The organism is Marinobacterium rhizophilum DSM 18822, from assembly GCF_000378045.1.
Classification (GTDB): Bacteria; Pseudomonadota; Gammaproteobacteria; order Pseudomonadales; family Balneatricaceae; genus Marinobacterium_A; species Marinobacterium_A rhizophilum.
Genome location: NZ_KB899098.1, coordinates 140,358 through 165,994 on the forward strand (window position 1 = coordinate 140,358; position 25,637 = coordinate 165,994).

Below are 25,637 nucleotides of genomic sequence, written 5' to 3' on the forward strand. Positions count from 1 at the left end.
AGGGCCTCAGATCAGTTCCTCGCCACTGCCGGCGAGCATGATCTCGCCATCATCGGCCAGGCGACGTGCCACTGTGAGGATTTCTTTCTGCGCGGCTTCCACTTCACTGACACGGACCGGACCCTTGGACTCAAGGTCATCGCGCAGCAGTTCGGCAGCCCGTTTGGACATGTTCTTGAATATTTTTTCCTGCAGCGCGGTATCGGCGCCTTTTAGCGCAACAACCAGCAGATCCGTGGACACTTCGCGCAGCAGTACCTGCACGCCCTTGTCGTCCAGGTCCTGCAGGTTGTCGAACACGAACATCAGATCGGCAATCTGCGATGCCAGTCCCTCATCGGCCTCGCGGATGCCATCCATGACCTCGGCCTCCACGCTGCTGTCGATAAAGTTCATGATGCTCGCCGTCGCCTTGACCCCACCCAGGGTCGAGGTCTGGCTGCTCGAGCCACCCCGGCCGGTAAACTGGGCTTCGAACATGTCGTTCAGTTCCTGCAGTGCCTGGGGCTGTATCTGGTCCAGCGCCGAGACGCGCATCAGAATATCGAGCCGTGCCCGATCATCGAAATAGGTCAGCACATGGGCCGCCTGATCCGGGTCGAGGTAAGCGACCACTACGGCCTGAATCTGCGGGTGCTCGAAGCGAATGGTTTCGGCAATCTGGCGCGACTCCATCCAGCGCAACGTATCGAGCCCCGAGGTATTGGTGCTCATCAGGATGCGATCGATCAGGGTCTTGGCCTTTTCCTCGCCCAGCGCCTGGTTCAGCATGGCGCGGATATAGCGATCGTTGTTGATACCGATGCCCGTCTGATCACTGACCACGTGCATAAAATCGGACACCACCGCTTCAACCTGCGACTGGGGCACGTTGTTCAGGCGCGTCATGGCATAGCCGATGCGCTGCACTTCCTTGGGACCCAGGTGTTTCAGCACCTCGGCTGCATCCGCCTCACCCAGGCTGATCAGCAGAATCGCAGCCTTTTCAATGTCATCCAGGGCGCCGCCCCCGGCTTCATCACTCATGTTCCGCTACCCATTGCCGTACCGCCTGCGCCACCCGCGCAGGATCCTCGGCCACCATACTACGAATGGTATTGATCTGATATTCGAAGCTTTCATTGGGCGTCGGCAGAAAGGTTTCTTCCGAGCTGCCAAAGGTCACGCGATCATCCGCCACATCGGAACTTTCGAGCCCCTCGAGCTCGGCGGCCACATTGCCACTGCTGCCAAGCCGCGGCTTGTCGTCACCGCTGGCGGGCACCGCCAGGTTTTTCAGGATCGGGCGCAGCACGCCAAACACCAGCAGCAACACAAAGAGCGCGGCCATCACCTGCTTGACGATATCCCACAGCCAATCCTGCTGCCACAGCGGCGTGTCGGCCACCTCAACGAAAGGTTCGGTAGCGGCAAAGGGAGAGTTGATCACGTTTACACTGTCGCCACGCTGGGGCGAAAAGCCAACCGCATCCTGCACCAGGATACGCAACCGTTCGAGTTCATTCTGGGACCAGGGCTCGCGCTGGCCCTCGCCATTGCGGGCCGCGGGAATATCATCAACCACCACCGCGACCGTCAAACGCCTGATACGCCCCATCTGCTGGCGCGTATAACTGATCGACCGGTCCAGCTCGTAATTACGCACCGCCTGTTGACGACTGCTGCCCGAAAGTCCTACGCCGGCTGCATTATCGGCGGCTCCGTTGGCCACCTCCGGCACGGTGCTGGGACCCGGCGGCTGGTTCGACAGCGCACCCGGCACGCCACCGGCCGCCTGGGATCCGGTGCGGTTTTCCTCAACGGTCTGCTCACTGCGCAGCGACGGGAGATCCGGGTTGAACAACTCGCTGGTCTGCTCAACGGCATTGAAATCGACATCCGCCGAAACCTCGGCACGATAATTCCCCAGCCCCACCACCGGCTGCAGAATGCTGTTGACCCGGTTCAGCAGGGTCTCCTCAATCTTCTGGGTGTATTCCAGCTGCTTGCCCGCCAGCACAACATCTTCATCCACATCACGGGTATTCAGCAGGCGCCCCTTCTGATCCACCACCGTCACGTCGCGCACATCGAGTTCCGGCACGGACGACGCCACCAGGCTGGCGATGGCGCTCACCTGGGCGGGCTCAATACGCCGGCCGGCAAAGAGCTCGACAAAAACCGAGGCGCTGGGCTTGCGTTCGTCACGGATAAAAACGGTACTTTTGGGAATCGCCAGATGGACGCGGGCACTGCGAATGGCCACCAGGCTGGCAATGGTACGCGACAGCTCGCCTTCAAGGCCGCGGCGGTAACGGGCATTTTCCATGAACTGACTGGTACCCAGGGTCTGCTCCTGATCCAGGAGCTCAAAGCCCACGCTCTTGTCCGCGGTAAAGCCTTCGGCTGCCAGCTTCAGGCGCGCCTGGTGCACATGCTCCTGCGGCACCAGGATGGCACGGTCGTCGGCATCAAACTTGTAGGGTGTGTTGTACAGGCGCAGCTGCTCAATCACCTGATTGGCGTCGGCAAAGGAAAGATTGGAGAAAAGGACACGGTAATCCGGTTGCTGTGACCAGAGCACCACGGCAAATCCGATCGCAACACTGGCCGCGAGACCCACCATCAGGCCAATCTGGCGAAGTATGCTGAGGCTGCTGAAGCCGGCGATCAGACCACGCTTGCCGCCTTCGAGTTGCGCCGGGGTATTATCCATTCAAATGAAGCCGCCCTGATTCCCGTTGGATCCCGTATTACATCGGCATCTTCATAATATCTTCATAGGCAGAAACCAGGCGGTTACGTACCTGGGTCATGGCCTCGAACGAAACCGATGCCTTTTCCATGCTGATCATGACCTGGGGAAGATCGACACTCGGGTCACCCTGCTCATAGGAGACTGCCAATTTTTTGGCATCACCCTGCAAGTCGCTCACCTTGTCCACCGCATTTTTGAGCAACTCACCAAAGCCGGTGCGATCCACGCCTTCGGGGCCCTGCTGGACACCCGGCGCCTGAATAGGCGTTACGCCCTGCTGGGCCTGGGCCTGGAGTGCGCGCATCTGCATCAGTACGCTGTTAATATCGGCTCGTTCAACCATCGGTGCTTCCCCCTGCCAACCTGGCAGCATTTTGACATTAAATGTCGCGTCTGAGCGTCAGCCGGCCAGCCAACAGTGTAATACGACAGAAAAATGCCACCAGAACGTCAATAAGTTAGTCATCAACTGTTAGTTAAGCAAATATCAAGCCAAGCGCATGATTTAAAATTGACAGCACGACACAAACCCGTCGTTCAGAGCAGGATCAGGGGAACCGTTCAGCACTCAAGCCTCAGTGCCCGGGGCTGGGCGCTTCGCCGTGCTTGAGGCGCACGTACATCAGCGCCACCGTGATGGCATCACCGAGCGCGGTATGCCGCTCCAGGATAGGCACGTCCAGCTTGGACGCAATGGTGTCAAAGCGCAGGTCGACCGTGCCGCCGATGGATTTCCATTTGATGATGTCGTGGTACACATGGGACAGCTCAATGGTCTTGTTGGGCAGGCCAAAGCCGTAGCGCGGGCGCAGGTACTTGTCGAGCATGCGCACATCAAAGCTGACGTAGTAACCGAGAATCGGCCTGTTGCCGACAAAATCGAGCACGAGCCGCAACGCCTCGTCGATATCCAGGCCATCCGCCAGATCCGCGGCCCGCAGCTTGTGTATCTTGATCGAGTCGGCCCCAAGGCTTGCCGGCGGCTTGAGGCGGATATCCAGCCGCTCACTGGTCAGCACGCGGGTGCCGCGTACCTTCACCGCGGCAATAGAGAGAATTTCCGCCTCGTCCACATTGAGACTGGTGGTTTCGCAATCCAGCGATACCACCTCATCCCCCCGGTAAGGCTCGAACAGGGCGGCATAGTCGCCATGGCGGTGGTCGAGCCGCTCCTTGAGGCGACGCAGGGTTCTGGGAATGTACATCAGTTCTCCAGTCGGTAACGCATTGCCAGGTGCTTTTTGAAGCTTTTGACGATGTGCAGGGCATCCCGCAACAGGTCCCGCTCCATCTTGTTCAGGAGCGGCAGCTCAATCAGGTTGGGCGTCGGGTCCTGTCCGTCTGCATTGGCCTCGAGCCTGCGCATCTGCTGTCGCAGGCGCAACTGCACAAAGAGCGCCAGCGCCTCACCCAGCTCGGCGCCCTGCTCGGCCTGCAACTGCCCCAGTTCCACCAGCGCCTCGATACGACTGAAAGTATTCGTTGCCAGCACTCGATGCTCCAGCGCCATCGCGCGAATCCCGTGCACAACGGGAAATATACCCCCTTTTTTGATATCCAGCTGCGCCTTGTCGCGCAAGCTGCCAAAAAACGTCAGCGGCGTATCAAATTCCAGTGCCGCACGGGTGAAGTGGGAAAAGAACACATCGTTATTACGCAGATGACGCAGGAACCAGTTGCGCCCTGCCTTGAACAGTGCGGGGTTTCCTGCCACCGGTTTTGCATCCACCGCAATAGCCAGATTCATCAGCGCCTCGCCATCGCAGGTATCGGCCCAGTCGCTTAGCTGCTGCGTCCAGTCCCCCAGCGAATTCACCCACGCAGGATTGGACACCATGATATTGCCAGGGCACGGCGGAAAACCGAATTCAATCAGCCGCGCACTGAAGCGCTGCAGCGTTTGCTGCATGCCAGGCCAGCTCAGGCCATCACGGTAGATGACGGCATTATCCTGGTCGGTCTTGAGTATCTGCTCACCCCGCCCTTCTGAGCCCATGACCACCAGACACACATGGGGCTGCATGTCCGCCGGTATCATCAGATCAAACAGTTTGGCCATGATGCGCCCGTTCATGGCCGCCAGCAGATCCATCGTAAAGCGCACTTTCACGCCGTGCGACACCAGCGACTTGATCAGGCTGTTGAGGCGCTGCGCGGCCTCCTGCAGCTCCTCTTCGGTCTGGGCACGCTCGATGCGCAGACCAATCACATGCGAATGACTGGAAAAGAAACTCAGAATATCGGTGAGCGCCACGATGCCAACCAGGCTTTCATGCTGCATCACGACCACCCGCTCGATATGCTGCTGTGTCATGATCACCAGCGCATTGAACAGATAGTCGTCGGGGCTCACCGAGATCAGACGATAATGGGCTATCTGCGCGATATCGGTGCTCTGTGGCAGGTTATCGAGTACCAGCGCCTCCAGCAGATCCGTCTTGGTGATCATGCCGTAGCGGTTGCCCTTGCGCACCAGGACGCAATCGGCCTTGTGGGTACGCATCAGTGCCGTGGCATCGCGAATGCTGGTGCCTTCATCGACAATCAGCGGATCCTGCACCAGCCCGCTGCTGACCTTGGCCAGCATGAACTCCGCCATGTCCTGATCCTGGTCATGTTGCGCCACAATCTCGGACTTGACCGCCAGATTCTGCTGAAAGTAATCCGCAAACAGCGAGTTGCTCGACACCAGTTCCAGCAGTACCCGGGTCGGCAATATATGGCAGATGGTCTCCTCCACCGCGACGAAATTGTGAATCGCCCGCCCACGCAGGGCTGACCAGCCGCCAAAGTAGTCATCTGCCTCATACTGCACAAACACCTGTTCGGCCGCGGCAGCACCATCAGCGCTGCGCTCCTCGTTCTCGCTGACCAGCCCCTTGAGGATGATATAAACCCCCTCGGGCTCGTCGCCGGCCGCCACGATGGTTTCGCCCTGCTGGTAGTAGGCAATATCCAGGCTTTGCTGCAGCAACGCCTGCTCATCGGGGCTGAGCAGGCTGAAGGGCAGGTTACTTATATTGAATGTTGCGGACATAGAGACTCCTGTGCAAAAGCCCGCCATACGAAGATGCCGGGCCCTGAAACTGAAAAGGCACACCGGCCAGGCCGGTGTGCCTTTATCCCTAGTAACTCACAGTAAAGCTCAGAAGATTAGTGCGCGTGGGCGCTACCGGCGCCGCGGGGGATACGGATATCCTCGACGATGCGCTGAATCTCATCAGACGGTGCCGGTGTCATCGATGCCACGATGTAGGCACTCGCGAAGTTGAGGATCATGCCCACGGTGCCAAAGCCTTCTGGCGAGATACCGAACAGGTACTGATCTGCACTGCCACCCATGAACTTGAAGTAGATGATGTAGGCCATGGTGGTGACAAGACCCACCAACATGCCTGTCACCGCGCCTTCGGTGTTCATGCGCTTGCTGAAGATACCCATCACGATGACCGGGAACACCGAGGCACAGGCGAGACCGAAGGCCAGCGCCACCACCTGGGCCACAAAGCCCGGCGGATTGATGCCGAAGTAGCCCGCGATACAGATCGCCACGATGGCCGCGATTCGCGCATACATCAGCTCCTGTTTATCGGTGATGTTCGGATTGATGGTCTTCTTCATCATGTCATGTGCGATTGCTGTCGAAATAACCAGCAGCAGGCCCGCTGCCGTCGACAGTGCCGCTGCGACTGCACCTGCGGCTACCAGGGCGATAACCCAGGCCGGCAGATTGGCAATCTCGGGGTTTGCCAGCACCATGATGTCACGATCGACGTAGACCTCGTTGGCAAACGGTGCAGCGTTCACAGGCGCAGGCGCCAGTGCCGGGTTGCTGACCATACGCTGACCCTGCTCGCCGGTGCCTTCAGTAAAGGCCGGCTTGCCGCCTTCGAACGCATTACCCGCCGCGTACTGCACCTTGCCATCGCCGTTGTGATCGTACCAGCCGATCAGGCCCGAGTTTTCCCAGTTCTTGAACCAGCTCGGCATTTCGGCGTAGGCGGTACCGGTGTTGTCGGCGCCATTGATGGTATTGATCAGGTTAACGCGGCCAAAGCCGGCAACACCCGGAATGGAGGTGTACAGAATGGCGATGAAGATCAGCGCCCAGCCCGCAGAGGTACGCGCATCCTTTACGCGCGGCACAGTGAAGAAGCGCACGATAACGTGGGGCAGACCCGCCGTACCGGCCATCAGGGCGATGGTAAAGAACACCATGTCGATGGTCGACTTGCTGCCGTCCGTGTACGCCTTAAAGCCCAGATCGACCGAGAGCTGATCCAGTGTAGCCAGTACCGACTGACCATTGGAAAGAGTGGCACCCAGACCGGTCTGGGGCAGGAAGTGGCCAGTAATCTGTGCTGACAGGAAGAAGGCCGGAACGGTAAAGGCCAGGATCAATACGCAATACTGGGCCACCTGGGTATAGGTAATGCCTTTCATGCCGCCGAGAACAGCGTAGAAGAACACGATGGCCATACCGATCAGAACCCCGGTATTCACATCGACATGCAGGTAGCGGGAGAACACGATACCCACACCACGCATCTGACCTGCCACATAGGTAAAGGAGATCACGATGGTGCAAAGTACGGCAATCATGCGCGCGGTGCTGCTGTAGTAACGATCACCGACAAAATCCGGCACTGTGAACTTGCCGAACTTGCGCAGGTAAGGTGCCAGCAGCATGGCCAGCAGCACATAGCCACCTGTCCAGCCCATCAGGTAGGCAGAACCGTCACGCCCGACAAATGAGATAATCCCTGCCAGGGAAATAAAGGATGCGGCAGACATCCAGTCCGCTGCAGTCGCCATGCCGTTGGCGATTGGGTGAACACCACCGCCTGCAACATAGAATTCTTTAGTCGATCCTGCGCGAGCCCATATCGCGATACCGATATAGAGCGCAAAGGACCCCCCAATAAAGAGGTAAGTGAGTAAGTCGAGACTCATAATAATGCCGCCCTTTCTAATGTCTTTTTGTCGTTGTTATTCGTGAACGTCATATTTTTCGTCAAGCTTGTTCATGCTGTACACGTAGGCCCAGATGAGAATGACGAATATGAAAATGGATCCCTGTTGCGCAAACCAGAAGCCCAGCGGAAAGCCGAAGAAGTGGATGGAATCAAGTTGTTCAACAAACAGTATGCCGAAGCCATAGGACGCAACGAACCAGATCACCATATAAACGCTGATAATGCCCAGGTTTTCGCGCCAATAGGCCTTGGCCTTTTCAGGAGTTAGAGACATAGCACCATTCCTTTATTGTTGTTCTCGGGATTAATTAAAATCAGGACAGATTTAATCTAGCAGAGCAGTATCGATTAAAAATCCCCGACTTTAGTCCAACCCCGAGCAGACCAGAAAGATTCAAGACAGGAAAAATGCCTGCAGGGCCTGCCATACGGGCGTTTCTCTGACATCCAGATTAGAAAACCCACAGCCCGACAACAAGCTATACAATAGTCGTACGGAAAAGCTCTGCGAAAAGGCAGAGACTGTAACAATCAACGCGGAGTCAGCGACGCCTATGTTTTCCGGCTGGACAATAATACTGATTTCACTGGCTTATGTGGGACTGCTGTTTGCCATCGCCTATTACGGTGACAGCACTCGCAAGGGCCGTTCCTACGCCGCCAACCCGGTCATCTATTCCCTCTCGCTGGCCGTGTATTGTTCATCCTGGACGTTTTACGGTGCCGTGGGACGCGCGGCCACCAGCGGCTGGGAGTTTCTGGCCACCTACCTGGGCCCGGTACTGGTTTTCATCTTTGGCTGGCGTGTGCTCGAAAAGATGATCCTGGTCAGTAAAGAGCAAAATATTACCTCCATCGCCGACTTTGTTTCGTCCCGTTACGGCAAGAGCCAGAGCCTCGCCGTGATGGTCACCTTAATCGCCGTGCTCGGCACCATTCCTTATATAGCACTGCAGTTAAAGGCTGTGGCCATCAGTTACGATGCGCTGGCACCGGCGGCCAGCGACGCACTCAGCAAGGGCAACGATACGGCCCTGTTCGTGGCCCTGCTGATGGCGGTATTTGCCATTTTGTTCGGTACCCGCCATATCGATGCCACCGAACACCACGAGGGCATGGTGCTGGCGGTGGCATTCGAGTCCATCGTCAAGCTCACCGCCTTTATCTCCGTCGGGCTCTTTGTCACCTTCAATGTCTTCGAAGGCCTGGACGACATGTTGTTTAACCTGGCTAACCAGCTGAGTTACAACGAAAATTTTGGCAGTCTGCTAACAGGCAGTTTCCTCACAGAGACCCTCCTGGCCTGCGGTGCCGTGCTCTGCCTGCCGCGCCAGTTCCACGTCAGCATCGTCGAAAATACCGATGTCGCCAATCTGCGTACCGCGCGCTGGCTGTTCCCGCTCTACCTGGTGGCGCTCGCGGCCTTCGTGTTGCCGATCTCGGTCGCAGGCTTCATGGTCCTGGGCACCCAGGACGTCGACACCGATACCTTTGTGCTGATGCTGCCACTGACCGCGGATTACAAGGCACTGGCAACCCTGGCCTTTATCGGTGGCCTCTCGGCCTCCACCAGCATGGTGATTGTGGCCAGCGTGACCCTGGCGACCATGGTGTGCAACGACATCGTCATGCCCCTGCTGCTGCGCACGCCGCGCCTGAAACTGGCCGAGAACAAGGACCTGGGCGGCCTGTTGCTGCGCGTACGGCGCATCACCATTGTGTGCCTGCTGCTGCTGGCCTATTTCTACTATCGCATCCTGGGGGATCGTGGCTCCCTGGCCTCCTTCGGTCTGCTGGCATTTGTCGCCGCCATCCAGTTTCTCCCGGCCATCCTTGGCGGTATCTACTGGAAACGCGGCGCCCGTTACGGCGCCCTGGCAGGCCTGGGTGGCGGTTTCTGTCTCTGGGTCTACACCCTGGTGATCCCCACCCTGATCGATGCCCGGCTGATGTCCGACACCCTGCTGCCCGCCGGGGCCGCAGAAGGTGGCTGGCTGTCCCCCACCGACCTGCTGGGTCTGCGCAGCTGGGTAGGGCTCGATCCGCTCAGCCATGGCGTGATCTGGAGCCTGGCGGTCAACCTGGGTCTCTATATACTGGTGTCACACTACAGCGGCTCGCGCCTGGTCGACCGTATCCAGGCCAGCGCCTTTGTCGACGTTTATAGCAAGGAGCTGCAGGACCCCTCGCGGCATTACAGCCAGGTCACCGTCGGCGACCTTCAGAGCCTGGCCGAACGTTTTCTCGGCCCCCTTCGCATACAGCAAGCCTTTGCCGGCTTCTCGACCCAGCATGGCGAAAAGCCACCCCTAACGGGCGACAAGGCCACTCCGGAACTGATCCAGTTCACCGAACGACTGCTGGCCGGCGTGATCGGCGCCTCATCTGCGCGTATCGTGCTGGCCTCGGTACTGCGCGGCAAGGAAATGCAGATTGGCGATGTCGTCACCATCGTCGATGAAGCCTCCAAGGCCTTGCGCTTCAACCGATCCCTGCTGCAGTCCACCATCGAAAACGTTACCCAGGGCATCAGCGTGGTCGATCAGCAGCTGCGCCTGGTGGCCTGGAACCGTCGCTACCTGGAAATGTTCAAGTATCCTGACGGGCTGATCTGCGTCGGCAGACCCATCGAGGAAATCATCCGCTATAACGCGCTGCAGGGAGAATACGGCCCGGGTGATATCGAGCAGCTGGTCGAGGCGCGCATGAGTAGCCAGGCCAGCCATGAGCCCCATCTGTATGAGCGTCACCGCCCCGATGGCACGGTACTCGAAGTCCTTGGCAACCCGATGCCCAACGGCGGCTTCGTCACCACCTACGCCGACATAACCAACCACAAGCGCACGGAGGCGGCGCTGCGTGAAAGCGAACAGAACGTGCGCACCTATACGGACAACGTGCCCATTCTGATCGCCTACCTGGATACGCAGCGGCGCTTTCAGTTCGTCAACAAGGCCTACGCCGACGCCTTTGGCATCGACCGCCACCACGTACAGGGGCTGGCCTACGAAACCGTGCTCAGCAAGACGGAAGCGAGCAGCCGTAACCACCATGTTGAACAGGTGTTACGCGGCCAGCGGGTCCGCTTCGAATCCGTCATGCCGTGCCGGATTCCCACCGATGCGCCCCGGTACGCCGAGGTCACCTATATTCCCCACTTTGATGAACAGCACCAGGTAGTGGGCTATTTCACCCTGTACCAGGACATCACCGAGCGGCGCATTGCCGAGCTCGCGCTCAAGGAAACCAATGAAACCCTGGAAGAGCGCGTGCGCGACCGCACCCAGGCACTGTCGACGGTAAACCGGGAACTGCGCAAGGAGAACACCATCCGCGCCCTGATCGAGGACGAACTGCGCCAGGCCAAGGCGGAGGCGGAAGCCGCCAACCTTGGCAAGACACGCTTTCTGGCCGCCGCCAGTCACGACCTGCTGCAGCCGCTCAATGCTGCGCGCCTGTTCACCTCGGCCCTGGCTCAGCAAAGTCATGACCAGAGCACCCATCAGCTGGTCGAAAACCTGGACTCATCCCTCAAGGCCGCGGAAGAACTGATCACAACGCTGCTGGATATCTCCAAGCTGGATGCCGGCGCCCTGGTCGCCAATGTCACTGATTTTCCCATTAGCAGCATACTCACCAACCTCAGTACCGAATTCAGTTTGCTGGCAGTGGAGAAACAGCTGCAGCTGCGCTGGTGCGACTCGCAGCAGGTGGTCGCTTCCGATCAGGCACTGCTGCGCCGCATCCTGCAGAATTTTCTATCCAACGCTATTCGCTACACCCAGAAGGGCAAGGTTCTGCTGGGCTGCCGGCGTCGGGGAGACAGGCTGCGCATAGAGGTATGGGATACCGGTGTCGGCATCGCGCCGGACAAGCTGGACGAGGTTTTCGAAGAATTCAAACGCATCGACAACCCGCGCCACAGCCAGGTCAAGGGGCTCGGTCTGGGCCTTGCCATTACCGAGCGTATTGCCCGCATTCTGGGGCACCGCATCGAGGTACGCTCCTGGCCCGGCAGGGGTACGGCCTTCAGCATCGAAGTCCCCCTGGGTGACCCGACCAAGGCGGTTCGGCAGAAAACCGAACAGCGTGGCTGGATTCGCAGCAAGGGACTCAATGGGGTGCGGGTGCTGGTTATCGACAACGAACCCAAGATCCTCGAAGGCATGCGGGCATTGCTGCAGGGCTGGTCCTGCGAGGCGATGACGGCACTGTCGGTGGAAGAAGTGCAGGCCCAGATCAACGGCACGGCATTTGAACCGGATATCATCCTGGCCGACTTTCACCTGGGGGAAACCTATACCGGCCTGATGGCATTGCAGGACATGCAGCCCCTGTGGTCAAAGCCCATACCCGCCGTCGTTATCACCGCCGATCGGACCGACCGGGTGAGTGAAGAAATTGCCAGTCAGGGTGTTCATCTTCTCACCAAGCCCGTCAAGCCTGCAGCGCTGCGGGCCATGATCAACAAGCTGATTGCCGCAGATAAAGGTGAAAGGTAGCAGGTGAAATATTGCCCGGGTAGCCCCGGCATTCCTCCGCGAGGATTGCCGGCCCGGATCAGGTTATCAGCCAGAAAGGTACAAAAGGTAACGGGTTACTTTAACTCGGTTTTGGGAGGCTCCACGCCGAGTCTTTGCGCTGCAATCACCGCCTGAGTGCGGCTGTGTACGCCGAGCTTGCGCAATATGGCGGTCACATGGGCCTTGATCGTGGCCTCCGATACCGTCAGCTCATACGCGATCTGCTTGTTCAACAGGCCTTCGGTCAGCATGGTGAGCACTCGGAACTGCTGCGGCGTAAGGGACACCAGAGCCTGGGCAAACTGCTGATCTTCCGGCGCAATCTGGTCGAAACTGTCCGCAATCTCCCGGGGCAACCATTCCTCACCCTGCAATACCGCCGTAATGGCTTCGGAAATGACTTCCAGCGGGGCCGACTTGGGAATGAATCCGGAGGCACCGTACTCAATGGCACGCTGCATCACATGCACTTCTTCGCTGCCGGACACAACGACCACCGGTATACCGGGGTTCTGCCCGCGCAGAAAAACCAGACCCGAAAATCCGTTAGCACCTGGCATGTGGATATCCAGCAATACCAGATCAGCATCGCTATGGGTATCTACTGCATCCTGTACCGCCGCCAGCGTATCGGCCTCGACAATGTCCACCCCCGGCACAGCCTGAGATACTGCCTGTTTCAGTGCGGCCCGAAACAGCGGATGGTCATCGGCGATAATGATTTTTTGCGCTAACTGCATGCGGTATCTCCCAACTGCGTGCCCAGTCCCGGGCTGTTATTATATGTCACACTAACGGAATCCCGCTTTTTAACAAACCTGGCTGGACAAAAACAGCAGACCCGTAGAAATGAATTATGTTCGTGCCGAGAAGACTTTTTCAACTGCGGTACGCAGCCTGACTTTAAAGACAAAATGCCGCCACGACCAGAGGCCGGGAGGCATTTATGCAACGGATATGCTGCTAATCAACAAACCGTCAGTTTAATCCAGCGGGTTTATGCATGAATCACGGCATGCTGAATCATTGGCCGCGGGCCATAGCGAGCGCCACCCCTGATTCCCGAAAGAGCCCACCAGGCCTGCGCATGTGCGCCCGCTTTTTTAGGTTAAGAAGCCTGGCACGTAGTGGACAAACAGGCAGGGAGCCTGTTTATCCACCCGGCTGATAGGAACCGGCGGCCTGCAGGCCGCCACTGGAAATGCCGCAAAAAAGCCGCTGACAGAACAGTCAGCGGCGGTCAGCTCAACCCTTGCGGTTAAGGCGGTGCTCGATGAGATCATCCACCACGGTCGGATCGGCCAGGGTCGACGTATCGCCCAGGCTGCCGAAATCGTCTTCGGCGATCTTGCGCAGTATACGGCGCATTATCTTGCCGGAGCGGGTCTTGGGCATACCCGGCGCGAACTGAATCAGGTCCGGCGACGCAATGGGCCCAATTTCCGAACGTACCCAGGTACGCAGCTCCTTGAGCAGTTCGTCAGAAGCTTCGAAGCCCGACTGCAGGGTTACATAGACATAGATGCCCTGGCCCTTCAGGCTGTGGGGATAGCCCACAACCGCCGCTTCCGCGACGGCAGGATGCGCGACGAGTGCAGATTCCACCTCGGCGGTGCCCATGCGATGACCCGAAACGTTGATAACATCATCGACACGCCCGGTGATCCAGTAGTAGCCGTCTTCGTCGCGACGGGCACCGTCACCCGTCGTGTAGTACCCCTTGAAGGTACTGAAGTAGGTCTGCGCGAAACGCTCGTGATCGCCCCAGATCGAACGGCTCTGGCCCGGCCAGGAATCCTTGATCACCAGGTTGCCGTCAACGGCACCCTCCAGTTCATTGCCTTCGTTGTCCACCAGAGCAGGAATAACACCGAAGAACGGACGCGTGGCGGATCCCGGCTTGGTGTCGGTAGCGCCCGGCAGCGGTACGATCATGATGCCGCCGGTTTCGGTCTGCCACCAGGTGTCAACGATCGGGCAGCGCCCCTGACCAACGACGCGGTTGTACCACTCCCAGGCTTCGGGGTTGATCGGCTCACCGACGGAACCCAGCAACTTGAGGCTGGACAGGTCAGAGTCGCCCAGAACGTCCTCGCCCTGCTGCATCAGCGCACGGATCGCGGTCGGCGCGGTGTAGAACTGGTTGACCTTGTGCTTCTCGATCACGCGGCCAAAACGGCTGTTGTCCGGGTAGCTTGGCACGCCCTCGAACATCAGGGTGGTAGCACCGTTGGCCAGCGGCCCATAGATGATATAGCTGTGCCCGGTGACCCAGCCAACATCGGCGGTACACCAGTAGATATCGCCTTCCTTATAGTCGAAGACATATTCATGGGTCATGGCGGCATAAACCAAGTAGCCGCCGGTCGTGTGCTTGAGGCCTTTGGGCTGCCCGGTGGAGCCGGAGGTGTAGAGGATAAACAGCGGGTCCTCGGCGTTCATCTCTTCGGCCGGGCACTCGACCGATGCCTTGGCCGTGATGTCGTGATACCAGAGATCACGGTGATCGTGCCAGGCCAGCTCGTCACCGGTACGCTTGACGACAACCACTTTCTCGACGAATTTGGCTGCCGCCGGATCGGTCAGCGCCTTGTCGACGTTTGCCTTCAGCGGCACAACCTTGCCACCGCGCAGCGAGTAATCGGAGGTGATAACGACCTTGGACGAAGCCCCTACGATGCGACTGGCCAGGGCCTCCGGCGAAAAGCCGCCGAACACGATGGAGTGCACCGCCCCGAGGCGCGCACAGGCCAGCATTGCCACGGCGGCTTCGGGGATCATCGGCAGGTACAGGGTCACGACATCGCCCTTCTCGACGCCCTGCGCCTTCAGCGCGCTGGTCAGGCGGCAGACCCGCTCGTAGAGATCGCGATAGGTAATTTTCTCGCACTCGCTGGGGTCATCGCCTTCCCAGATAATGGCAACCTGATCGCCACGGGTTTCAAGGTGGCGGTCCAGGCAGTTGTAGGATGCGTTCAGGGTACCGTCTTCGAACCAGCGAATATCCACGTTATGCAGATCGAAGGAGGTATTCTTCACCTTGGTGAAGGGCTTGAACCAGTCCAGCCGCTTGCCGTGCTCACCCCAGAACGCATCGGGATCGTTGACAGACTGCTCATACATGGTCTGGTATTTGGCGTTATCGATGTGCGCCTTGGCTGCGAATTCCGGATTAACCGGATGTACCTTGATGTCACTCATTGAAATGCCCTTAAGATTGCTTGTTTTAATTAGGAGATCCTGGACGCACTGGGAGACTGCCCGACAATACTCAACCTACGGCGAACCATCTGATTTTGGCTGTTTTGCGTACTGTTTCTCGTTAAATAGAGCTACTGTTCGTCTTAAAACATCGCAAAAACCAACTCAAATCAGCCGGCTCTCGCTACGGCCAGCATTATCGAACACCCGCCTGAGCGCTGAAAGCGGATCTATGGCGTAATGTTATACAGACTTCGCTGCGACACGCTGAATTAGACATTGGTATATCGCGCTCCGTAACCGAAGCCATTATGTTAAACACCAAAATCCCGGCGGGGTGTCTCGGCGCCCCGCCGTAGCGGCCTGCAGCCTGTTCAGCCCCTTTACCGAACCCACTGCCAACCATAGTACTAAAAGACTACCGGGGCATGGCACCGCCGGATTATCTGCCCACGGATTACAGGCGCTAATCGTTCAACGTAAAGCCGCTTTCACGCATGCGGGCCAGCTTGTAGCGCAGGGTACGCGGGCTGATGCCCAGGCGCTCGGCAGCATCCTTGCGGCTGCCGCCGGTCTGCTGCAGCGCATCCACGATCAGCTGAAATTCATGCTGGCGCAGATCGGAACCCAGCTGACCGGCATCTTCAGCATCAGCTGCTGTGTCGCGATCACCGCCAGCCTCGCAGCTCAGCTCTCGCTGGGCGGCGGCAAACTGGCTGATACTGATTGCCCCTGGCGACAGGTGCAGGTCCGAGGCCAGAATTCGGGTTCCGGTCTGCAGGATCAATGCGCGCTGCATGACATTGTCCAGCTCGCGCACGTTGCCCGGCCAGCCATGGGTCAGCAGCATCTGACGCGCATCCGGGGACAGACTGGCAGGCGGGCGATGCATCTTGCTGCAATGCTTGGCCAGCAGGCGCTCGGCCAGGGGCAGCACATCACCCGGCCGCTCGCGCAGCGGCAGCCACTGCAGCGGGAACACATTCAGGCGATAATACAGATCTTCACGAAACCGCCCCTCGCCGACATAGCTGTCCAGCGCCCGGTTACTGGTCGCCAGCACCCGCACATCCAGCGGGATAACCTTGCGCCCGCCGATACGTTCCACTTCCTGCTCCTGCAGCACGCGCAGCAGCTTGGCCTGCAGTCCCAGATCCATTTCGCTGATTTCATCAAGCAGCAGGGTGCCACCATTAGCCTGCTCAAACTTGCCGGCATGACTGCTGTAGGCGCCGGTAAAGGCGCCCTTTTCATGGCCGAACAGCGTAGCTTCAAGCATGTTTTCCGGAATGGCGGCACAGTTGATGGCCACAAAGGGCTGATCGCTGCGGGCCGAATGCTGATGGATATACTGGGCCAGCACCTCCTTGCCGGTGCCGGACTCGCCGGTAATCAGCACCGTGGAGTCTGTTTCGGCCACCCGTCGCGCCAGTTGCAGCAACTGCCGGCTGCTGGCGTCTTCGGCGATGGGGGGCTCGAACGGCGACACGCCCGCGGAGCCCGCGTGCAGCCTGAGTGTCTCAATCAGCTGGTCGGGCTCGAACGGTTTCATCAGGTAGTCAACGGCGCCGGCACGAATGGCCTCCACCGCTTTTTGTACCTGGCCAAAAGCGGTAATCAGCACCACCGGCAGACAGGGGTGGGACTGCTGCAGGCGTGCCAGCAGGCCATGTCCATCCAGCCCTGGCATGTTGACATCGCTGAGGACAATGTCCACCGCCGACTGCTTAAGCCGTTCAAGCGCCTGCAGGCCATCCGCGGCCTCCAGGTACTCGAATCCCGCCAGTTCCAGGGTATCGGCGAGCGCTTCGCGCAGCGCCTGATCATCTTCGACTATCAGTACCTTGATTCCCATTGATTCCCTGGTGTCCTTGTGTCGATTGCGAAACGGTGGTTCCTTGTCGGTGCACTTCATGTCAAAAACGGTAACAACAGTGCCGCACAGGTGCCTTTCCCCGGCGCCGAATCAAGCTCGAAACTGCCATGATGGGCGCGCGCCACCACCTGGGCCACCGCCAGCCCCAGGCCGGTGCCGTGAGACTTGGTGGTATAAAACGGCTGCATGGCCTGGGCTCTGGTCTGTGAATCCATGCCAGGCCCCTGATCAATCACTTCCAGACGCAGATAGGACGCCTGTGTACGGGCCCGGATCGACAGCTGGGCGCCCGTACCGCAGGCCTGCAGGGCGTTATCCACCAGGTTCTGCAAGGCACCCAGCAGGGTTTCGCGATTGCACTGCAACCAGACACCCGGCGCATCGTTATGACAATCGCAGTCAGCGTCATGACTCGACAGCGGCGCATCCAGCATGTCCTCAATAGCCCGGAACAGCTCCTGCGTGCTGATACGATCGTCAAGGCGCGTTTCACCGCGGGCAAACACCAGCATGTCCCGCACCTGCTGTTCCAGGTTCACCAGGCGGGCCTTCACCTTGCCGGCAAAGCGCACCCGCTGGCTGTCATCCAGCAACGGGCGGTTCAGATGCGAGGTATAGAGCAGTGCCGCCGACAGTGGCGTACGGATCTGATGGGCCAGGGACGCCATCATGCGCCCCATCTCGGACAGGCGCTGATAATGGGACAGCCGCGTTTGCAGCAAGCGCGTCTCGGTTTGATTGGTCAGCAATACCAGCTGCCCCGGCTCGTTGTCCATGGCACGGGTCGCCAGGTGTACTCGGCGCCCATCGCGCAAAGAAACTTCGTGACCGTCGTCGCTACGTGGCGCAAAACTGCGCCTGATCACCTCGATCCAGAGTTCACCCTGCAACGGCTCGCCCAGCAAATCCAGCGCCGCCGGATTGACCTGGGCCACTCGACCATGGCTGTCGATCAGAATCACCCCGGCGGGCAGCAGGTCGAGCAGTTTGCGCATGCGCTCAGCCAGCCCTGCGGTATGCTCCAGCTCACCCACGCGGGCCACCTGCTCACGGGCCAGCGCATCCCGGGCAGCGGCGAGCTCGGCCTCCAGTTCACTGATACGTGCAGCGGCGTCAGCAGGGCTCATTTGCGCGAGATTCCGTATTTGCGCGTTTTTTCCACCAGTGCCAAGGTACTGTCTTGAATCTGCAGCAAATCAGCGCAGAGATCCTTTTCATACCGGTGCGTGGTGCTCCAAGTCCTTAGCTCCGTTTTTTCCCGGCTGAGTGGATGTCTCATTTGCGCGAGATTCCGTATTTGCGCATTTTCTCCACCAGGGTGGTTCTTCGAATCTGCAGCAAATCAGCAGAACGGGCCACGACGCTATCGCAGCGCTCCAGTGCCTGTTCGATCAGCCGCTGTTCGATGGTCTCCAGGTGGCCTTTCAGGTCGACGCCGTCGGCCGACAACTGCGAGAGATCCTTCACAGGCCCGCCTGCCTGCGTGGCAACAGCGCTGTCGGCGCCATTATGGTTCAGCGTAACAGTGCTCGATGCGCCACGATAACGCTCGGGGTTGGGCTCATCGATCAGGCGAAACTTTTCCGGAAGCTCGGAGACACCGACAACGGTATCAGGGTGCATGATGGCCAGGCGTTCCACCAGGTTGGCCAGCTCACGTATATTGCCCGGCCAGGGGTAGCGCTTGAGCGACTCGATGGCCGCGGGATGAAACATCAGCTGACCAAATCCCTGGTGCCTTAAACGCTTGGCCAGCGCATTGATCAGCTGCGGGATATCGTCACTGCGCTCGCGCAGGGCCGGCAATTCGATGGGAAAGACATTAAGACGGTAATAGAGGTCTTCACGGAACAGGCCCTCGGCGATCATCTGCTCGAGATTCTTGTGGGTCGCCGCCAGGATCCGCACATCCACATCCAGGGTTTTGCTGCCACCCACCCGTTCGAACTTGCGTTCCTGTAACACGCGCAGCAGCTTTACCTGCATGGGCAGCGGCATGTCGCCAATCTCATCCAGAAACAGGGTTCCGCCCTGAGCCAGCTCGAAACGGCCGGCCCGGTTCGAAATGGCACCGGTAAAGGCGCCCTTCTCGTGACCAAACAGTTCGCTTTCCAGCAGTTCCGCCGGAATGGCACCGCAGTTGACCGGTACAAAGGGGCCCTTGCTGCGCCCCGAATGCTCGTGCAGGCTGCGCGCCACCACTTCCTTGCCCGTACCGGACTCACCGGTGATCAGCACGCTGACATCCCGCTCGGCCACCTGGGCCATGATGCGCCGTACCGCCAACAGCGACTCGCTGGCGCCCACCAGATCTGGAAAGCGACCCGCCGGCCCGCTCTGCCCTGCCCCGCATTGCTGGCGATAAATCAGTGCCGCATGCAGCATGTCCGCCAGGGCACTGTAATTGGCGGTCGGTGCCAGAGCTCCGACGAGCATCACCTGCAACTCAGCCCCCAGCGAGGCTTGCTCACTCCATTCGGACAGCAGAATGACCGGCATGGCGTGATCCAGAAGGCGCAGCTCGGTGAGCAGTTTGGCCAGGGACAGCGGCAAACGGCATTCGCCAAGCAGGATCACCGAACACTGCAGTGGTGCATCGCCACGTTGCAGCCAGGAGACAAAATCCGTCGCCCGGCATTGCAAACCCACAAACTCCAGCGCCTGTACAAAGCGCTCGCGCCGCTGCGCATCATCTTCGATCAGCTGTATCTGAATACCTGGCAGCATCATCCTTCGCCGACACCTGAATTTTTAATTGTCAAATTTATGACATTCAGCAGGGGCGTACAACCGCACCTGTCACATATTTTTGACACTTTATCGAAATCAGAGCTGCCGATCCCGGCTGCAGCTTCTTCTGCGCGACATCAGCCCGGCACAGTAAAAAATTTCTAAAGTTCCCCTGTAAAGCGCCGTTAACACATTCACACCGCATTTACATCGAATCGGGATCCATGATCCCTACGTATGACTTAGAACACCTCCTGCCAGCGATGAACGGCCATGGAGGATAAAGGAGAACGACCATGGCTGTTATCAATACCAACATCCCGTCCCTGACCGCCCAGCGCAACCTGATGAGATCTGAAGGCGATCTGCAGACCTCCCTGCAGCGCCTGTCCTCGGGTCTGCGTATCAACAGCGCCAAGGACGATGCGGCGGGTCTTGCCATCTCCGAACGCATGGGTTCCCAGATTCGCGGCCTGAACCAGGCGGCCCGTAACGCCAACGACGGTATCTCGCTGGCACAGACCGCTGAAGGCGCCATGGGCGAAATCAGCAACAACCTGCAGCGTATCCGCGAACTGGCGGTACAGTCGCGCAACGCCACCAACTCGGCTGAAGACCGCGCCGCACTGCAGAAAGAAGTCGCCCAGCTGAAACAGGAAATCGACCGCGTCGCCGACCAGACCTCCTTCAACGGTACCAAACTGCTGGACGGCAGCTTCACACTGCAGGCCTTCCAGGTCGGCGCCAACCAGGGCGAGACCATCAACATCAGCGGTATTGCCGATTCTAACATCGCCGCTCTGGGCAGCTGGACCAGCGTTGCGACGCCGGCAAGCCCGATTACCGGGGTAGCTCCGGTCGGTGGTGGCGCGTCTGCTGCGACGTCAGGATCCTTCGTTGCCGCTTCTGCTTTTGCATCCGCAAACTTTGCAACAGACCAGGTTTCATTTGATGTCGATGGTGCAACCGTAACCCTGAACGCCGACTACACCGACCAGGATGGCGTGGCGGCAGCGATTGAAGGCCAACTCACCGGCTATACCGTAACGGCAGATGTAGGCACTGGTGTACTTACCATCCAGAAAGATGCGACTGGCGTCGCTAGCACAGCTCCCGCAATCACAGCCTATAATGGAGACGTAGACGGTGGTGCCGCAACAATTACAGACCCGTTCACTGGCGGCACTTCTACTGATGGCGCAGACGCGGTAGCAGACTCGTTCTCTGCCCTGTCCGGCACCGCCTTCACGCTGAACGGCACCAACATTGCAGTCGGCGCCGCCGCCGATGCCGCGACCCGTCTGACAGACCTGGTCTCTGCCATCAACGCAGAAACCGAAACGACCGGCATCAGCGCAAGCAGCGATGGTAGTGCACTGACGCTGACCTCGCTGGGTGGTTCGGGCGATATCAATATCGGTGGTGATGACGCTGCGGTGGTCCTGGCGCAGACAGGTCTTACCACGGGCGATAACCTAGCCACACCGGGCAGCGCGCAAACCGGTTTTGCCGGTCTGGACATCTCCACCGTGACCGGTGCAGACGACGCCATGCTGGCCATGGACGCAGCGCTGAATGCCATCAACTCGGCACGGGCGGACCTGGGCGCGGTGCAGAACCGGTTCTCGTCCACCATTGCCAACCTGCAGACCACCTCTGAGAACCTGTCGGCTTCGCGCAGCCGGATCGCCGACGCCGATTTCGCGGCCGAAACCGCGAACCTGACCCGCGCGCAGATCCTGCAGCAGGCCGGCACTTCCATCCTGGCACAGGCAAACACCCTGCCGCAGTCTGTTCTGGCACTGCTGCAGTAACGGGCATTCCCCCGTTAACAGGTATACTTGACGGGGACCTTAGGGTCCCCGGTTGGTTTTAAGGAGACTCCAACATGAATTTCATCTCCCCTGCGGCGTCCCAGTCGACCAGCGCTTCATCCAACTATGCAGCAGATCGCAGTGCAACCGTGCGCGATACCGGCACCATCACCCCCCAAAGCGGCAATAGCAACAGTACCGCCGTTGCGACCGAAAACGCCCAGCTCACGGTGCAGGAAGCAGCCGAAACACTGGAAGCACTCAACAACGTGATGCAGCAGATGCAACGCGGTATCAGCTTCCAGATGGATGAGAATAGCGGTCGCTCCGTTATCCAGGTGATCGACCGCGACTCCGGTGATGTGATAAAACAGATGCCCTCGCAAGACCTGCTGAAACTGATCAATCACATGCAGGAAATGCAAAGCCTTCTGTTCGACGAGACGGTCTGATGCGACAACAGGCACAGGGAGCGTAAAGCATGGCGATTACCACCACGGGCTACGGCTCCGGCCTGCCGATTAGCGATCTGGTTTCACAGCTGGTCTCGGCAGAAGGCAGCCCGACCCTGTCGCGCCTGGATCAAAAGGAAGCCTCGCTGCAGGCGGAACTCTCCGCCATCAGCATTCTGAAAGGTGCCCTGTCCAGTTTTCAGGCCAGTTTCGCCAAACTGCAGGACGCCGGTAATTTTACCAGTCGCGCCCCCAGCAGCTCAGACAGCGCTATCGCCACGATGACCGCCGAGGAATCCGCCAGCCTTGGCAGCTACAGCCTCGAAGTATCCCAGCTCGCCACCGCCCATAAGCTTGTTGCTCAGCAAGGCTACACCGCCGGCGATACCGGCAACCTGAGTTTCACCAATGCGGCGGGCGACAGCTTCAGCATTGATATAGACACCGACAATGCCACGCTTGAGGGCGTGCGCGACGCCATCAACGAAGCTGCGGATAACGTTGGCGTGACCGCCACCATCCTGAATCTGGCCAGTGGCCCGCGCCTCGTGCTCACGGCCAACGACACCGGCGAAGAAAACCGCATCACATCCATCAGCAGTACCAGCACCAGCGGGGACCTGTCGGGCTTTGACTACAGCTATGTCAGCAACGCCGATCCGCTGCAGGATGGCGACACGGCCAACTACGATCAGGTGCGGGCCGCAGCCGATGCCGCCTTTACGCTCGAGGGCCAGGCCCTGACGTCGGCCAGCAATGTCGTTGACTCGGTCATTCCCGGCGTCACCCTGACACTGAAAGACACAACAGAAACGGACAAGCCGGTTGCCTTGACCGTGGGCACCAATACCGCCAGCATCAAGTCGGTTATCGAAGGCTTCGTAAAGTCCTACAACAGCCTGCAGAGCCTGATCAGCGAACAAACCCGCTACAACGCCGAAACCGGCCAGGCTGGCACCCTGCAGGGCGACGCCCTGACCCGCACGGTACAAAGCCAGTTGCGCGGCATGATCTCGGGCAGCTACAGCGCGGGGGGCTCGATCACCAGCCTGCTGGATCTTGGCATGACCACCAATTCCGATGGCACCCTGAAACTGGACAGCGACAAGCTGAAAACCGCACTGGCCGACAATTTCACCGACGTCACGGCATTTTTCTCAAGTGAAAACGGCCTGGCAAACCGCCTGAATACCAATCTTCAGGGCTACCTGCAAAGCGATGGCACCTTTGACAGCCGCACCGAGTCGATCAATACCCGCATGGCGAAGATCGACGACGACCGCGAATCCCTCGACATTCGTCTCAGCGCACTTGAAGCCCGCCTGTTAAGCCAGTTTAATGCCATGGACGCCATGGTGGCGCAGCTCAGCAGCACCGGTGATTTCCTGACCCAGCAGCTGGAAAACATCAGTCAGATCAGTAATTACAGCAAAAAATAACGCTCAACCGACCGGAACGGATTCGAATGAACAGACTTCAGGCAACCAAAGCCTACCAGCAGATCAATATCAGTTCCGAAGCCCAGGGCGCAACGCCACACCGGCTCATCGGCATGCTGCTTGAGGGCGTGCTCAAGCGCCTGGCCGAGGCCAAAGGCGCCATCGAGCGCCAGGACACCGCCACCAAGGGCGTCTGCATCGGTAAAGCCATCAGCATTATTGGCGAGCTACAGGGCTCATTACGCGATACCGGCACTAACGAAGTCGCCGGTAATCTGGAGCGGCTATACGACTATATGACCAGCACGCTGATGCAGGCTAACCTCGAGTCGTCCAGCGACAAGCTCAACGAAGTGGCCCAGTTGATCATCGAGATCAAGGCCGGCTGGGATGCCATTGGCGACACCCCGGCCGGTAACGCGAAGCCCGCCTGATGGCCCTTCTCAGCGAGCAGCAGTGGCGCGCAGAACATGCCGCCGCTGTGGCGTGTTTCACCGAGCTCCGCCAGCTCGCACTGCGCCCCATTTCCGAAGTGGTAGAGCCGCAAGCCCTGCTGGCGCGCTGGAGCAGCACCATCCGGTCACTGGATATCAGCCAGCTGGCCGACGCCCCCGATTTCGCCCCGCCCCTGCTGGCACAGCTGGTTGACATGAACAATGAGCTGCAGGTGCTGTTCAGTGCCCGCCGTGACGCTATCAGCGACGCCCACAACAAGCAGAAAAAAGCCCACGCTGGCATTAACGCCTATCGCGGGCTTTAAAGTCCTTTGGGGGTCATTAAACGTTGCATTGGCGTATCCGTAGGGTGGAATGAGCTCGCGAATTCCACCGCACAGGCCACTCCCGACCACAACGAAGAACACCAAAAACAGGGGGACAAGGATGTCCAATTACCGACGTGTGTGGAACCCCGGTGGCTGCTATTTTTTCACAGTAAATCTGATGCATCGCCGTAACAACGACCTGTTGATCCGTCACATCGATACCCTGCGCGAAGCCGTGCGACATGTGCGAAGCCGGCACCCGTTTATTATTCAGGGGTGGGTGGTACTGCCGGATCATCTGCACTGCCTGATCGAATTACCAGCCGGGGATTGCGACTATGCAACCCGCTGGTTTCTGATCAAAAGCCGTTTCAGCCGCAATATCCCACCATACGAGCAGCGATCGGACAGCCAATCCAGGCGTGGCGAACGTGGAGTCTGGCAACGCCGTTACTGGGAACATGCCATCCGCAATGCGCAGGATTATCGGGCCCATCTGGATTACATTCACATCAACCCGCTCAAACACGGTCTGGTTGAGCGCGTATCGGACTGGCCGTATTCGACCTTCCACCGCAGTGTCTCCGAGGGACTGTACTCTAAAGACTGGGCAGATGATGGCCAGGCTCGACAGCTCGCCTATGACGACTAAGAGAGTCGTGTTGAGTGGTCAACATGAGTTCACAAACGACACGGTTATAAGAGGTGCGATTCGCTGCGCTCATCAGCACCCTACGGTGTATTACCGTACCCATGCGGTGGAATGAGCCTGCAAATTCCCAAGAGAGTGAATTGAGTCGTTATTGCGAATCCGAGAACGATTCGGTTGCATGTAGGGTACGGTGCTCTGCCGTACCCGTAGGGTGGAATGAGCCTGCGAATTCCTAAGAGAGTAAATTGAGTCGTTATTGCGAATCCGAGAACGATTCGGTTGCATATAGGGTACGGTGCTCTGCCGTACCCGTAGGGTGGAATGAGCCTGCGAATTCCACCGCATGGGCAAGATCCCAGAACAATAAACTACCGAATGTAATCAAACAGGTTCAGACCACTCACCTTGCTGCAGCTGGCCGCATTCGATCTTCCACCGCAGTGTCTCCGAGGGAGTGTATCTAAAGACTGGGCA

18 protein-coding genes and 2 pseudogenes are annotated in these 25,637 nt (G+C 58.8%); 8 read left to right on the forward strand and 12 right to left on the reverse strand.

The genetic code is table 11. The annotated features are described in order from the left end of the window. Positions 1-6: 6 nt before the first annotated feature. The 7 genes from fliG to F451_RS0112765 form a co-directional block, all read right to left on the reverse strand. Entirely contained in the window at positions 7-1,026 is a 1,020-nt protein-coding gene (gene fliG / locus F451_RS0112735) for a flagellar motor switch protein FliG (RefSeq protein WP_020681759.1), read from the reverse strand. Beyond that, positions 1,019-2,695 (reverse strand): flagellar basal-body MS-ring/collar protein FliF, encoded by a 1,677-nt coding sequence (fliF, locus tag F451_RS0112740; protein WP_020681760.1) that lies wholly within the window; start codon positions 2,693-2,695, stop codon positions 1,019-1,021. Before fliF ends, fliG begins: the two co-directional genes overlap by 8 nt. Positions 2,696-2,732: 37 nt before the next feature. Further along, entirely contained in the window at positions 2,733-3,080 is a 348-nt protein-coding gene (fliE, locus tag F451_RS0112745; RefSeq protein WP_020681761.1) for a flagellar hook-basal body complex protein FliE, read from the reverse strand. Positions 3,081-3,312: 232 nt separating this feature from the next. After that, positions 3,313-3,942, reverse strand: a complete 630-nt coding sequence (locus tag F451_RS0112750) for a 3'-5' exonuclease (RefSeq protein WP_020681762.1) — start codon at positions 3,940-3,942, stop codon at positions 3,313-3,315. Then, complete coding sequence (locus tag F451_RS0112755) at positions 3,942-5,774, reverse strand: DUF294 nucleotidyltransferase-like domain-containing protein (RefSeq protein ID WP_020681763.1); 1,833 nt, start codon at positions 5,772-5,774, stop codon at positions 3,942-3,944. Before F451_RS0112755 ends, F451_RS0112750 begins: the two co-directional genes overlap by 1 nt. 116 nt (positions 5,775-5,890) lie before the next feature. Further along, positions 5,891-7,690 carry a sodium:solute symporter family protein gene (locus F451_RS0112760; protein ID WP_026291737.1) on the reverse strand — a complete coding sequence of 600 codons (1,800 nt, stop codon included), beginning with the start codon at positions 7,688-7,690 and terminating at the stop codon, positions 5,891-5,893. Between the two features lie 36 nt (positions 7,691-7,726). Further along, positions 7,727-7,987, reverse strand: a complete 261-nt coding sequence (locus F451_RS0112765) for a DUF4212 domain-containing protein (protein WP_020681765.1) — start codon at positions 7,985-7,987, stop codon at positions 7,727-7,729. A 280-nt stretch (positions 7,988-8,267) separates the two neighbouring features. On the opposite strand from F451_RS0112765, the gene F451_RS0112770 reads away from it, so the two are divergent. Continuing rightward, positions 8,268-12,215: a hybrid sensor histidine kinase/response regulator gene (locus F451_RS0112770; RefSeq protein WP_020681766.1), complete on the forward strand. Its 3,948-nt coding sequence runs from the start codon at positions 8,268-8,270 to the stop codon at positions 12,213-12,215. Positions 12,216-12,310: 95 nt separating this feature from the next. Here F451_RS0112770 and F451_RS0112775 read toward each other — a convergent pair whose 3' ends face one another. The 5 genes from F451_RS0112775 to F451_RS0112800 form a co-directional block, all read right to left on the reverse strand. Then, complete coding sequence (locus tag F451_RS0112775; protein ID WP_020681767.1) at positions 12,311-12,976, reverse strand: response regulator transcription factor; 666 nt, start codon at positions 12,974-12,976, stop codon at positions 12,311-12,313. 505 nt (positions 12,977-13,481) lie between these two features. Then, the gene (gene acs / locus F451_RS0112780; protein ID WP_020681768.1) at positions 13,482-15,437 is read right to left on the reverse strand and encodes an acetate--CoA ligase; all 1,956 of its coding nucleotides are present in this window, start codon (positions 15,435-15,437) and stop codon (positions 13,482-13,484) included. A 466-nt stretch (positions 15,438-15,903) separates the two neighbouring features. Then, positions 15,904-17,292, reverse strand: a complete 1,389-nt coding sequence (locus F451_RS0112785) for a sigma-54-dependent transcriptional regulator (protein ID WP_026291738.1) — start codon at positions 17,290-17,292, stop codon at positions 15,904-15,906. Between the two features lie 56 nt (positions 17,293-17,348). Beyond that, positions 17,349-18,440 carry a sensor histidine kinase gene (locus tag F451_RS0112790; RefSeq protein WP_020681770.1) on the reverse strand — a complete coding sequence of 364 codons (1,092 nt, stop codon included), beginning with the start codon at positions 18,438-18,440 and terminating at the stop codon, positions 17,349-17,351. A 148-nt stretch (positions 18,441-18,588) separates the two neighbouring features. Next, positions 18,589-20,043, reverse strand: a complete 1,455-nt coding sequence (locus F451_RS0112800; protein ID WP_020681772.1) for a sigma 54-interacting transcriptional regulator — start codon at positions 20,041-20,043, stop codon at positions 18,589-18,591. A 347-nt stretch (positions 20,044-20,390) separates the two neighbouring features. Here F451_RS0112800 and F451_RS28615 point away from each other — a divergent pair. The 7 genes and pseudogenes from F451_RS28615 to F451_RS25495 all read left to right on the forward strand — a co-directional run. Continuing rightward, positions 20,391-21,422, forward strand: a pseudogene (locus tag F451_RS28615) (flagellin N-terminal helical domain-containing protein); the annotation flags it as partial. A 180-nt stretch (positions 21,423-21,602) separates the two neighbouring features. Continuing rightward, positions 21,603-21,857: pseudogene (locus F451_RS28835) on the forward strand (flagellin); the annotation flags it as partial. 74 nt (positions 21,858-21,931) lie between these two features. Then, entirely contained in the window at positions 21,932-22,309 is a 378-nt protein-coding gene (locus F451_RS26740; RefSeq protein ID WP_020681774.1) for a flagellar protein FlaG, read from the forward strand. 29 nt (positions 22,310-22,338) lie between these two features. Beyond that, positions 22,339-23,748, forward strand: coding sequence for a flagellar filament capping protein FliD (gene fliD, locus F451_RS0112815; protein ID WP_020681775.1), 1,410 nt, complete (start codon positions 22,339-22,341; stop codon positions 23,746-23,748). Between the two features lie 26 nt (positions 23,749-23,774). Then, on the forward strand, positions 23,775-24,182 hold the full coding sequence (gene fliS / locus F451_RS0112820; protein WP_020681776.1) for a flagellar export chaperone FliS: 408 nt from the start codon (positions 23,775-23,777) through the stop codon (positions 24,180-24,182). Next, positions 24,182-24,508, forward strand: a complete 327-nt coding sequence (locus F451_RS0112825; protein WP_020681777.1) for a hypothetical protein — start codon at positions 24,182-24,184, stop codon at positions 24,506-24,508. Before fliS ends, F451_RS0112825 begins: the two co-directional genes overlap by 1 nt. A 121-nt stretch (positions 24,509-24,629) precedes the next feature. Further along, positions 24,630-25,163 carry an REP-associated tyrosine transposase gene (locus F451_RS25495; RefSeq protein WP_020681778.1) on the forward strand — a complete coding sequence of 178 codons (534 nt, stop codon included), beginning with the start codon at positions 24,630-24,632 and terminating at the stop codon, positions 25,161-25,163. The last annotated feature ends 474 nt before the right edge of the window (positions 25,164-25,637 follow it).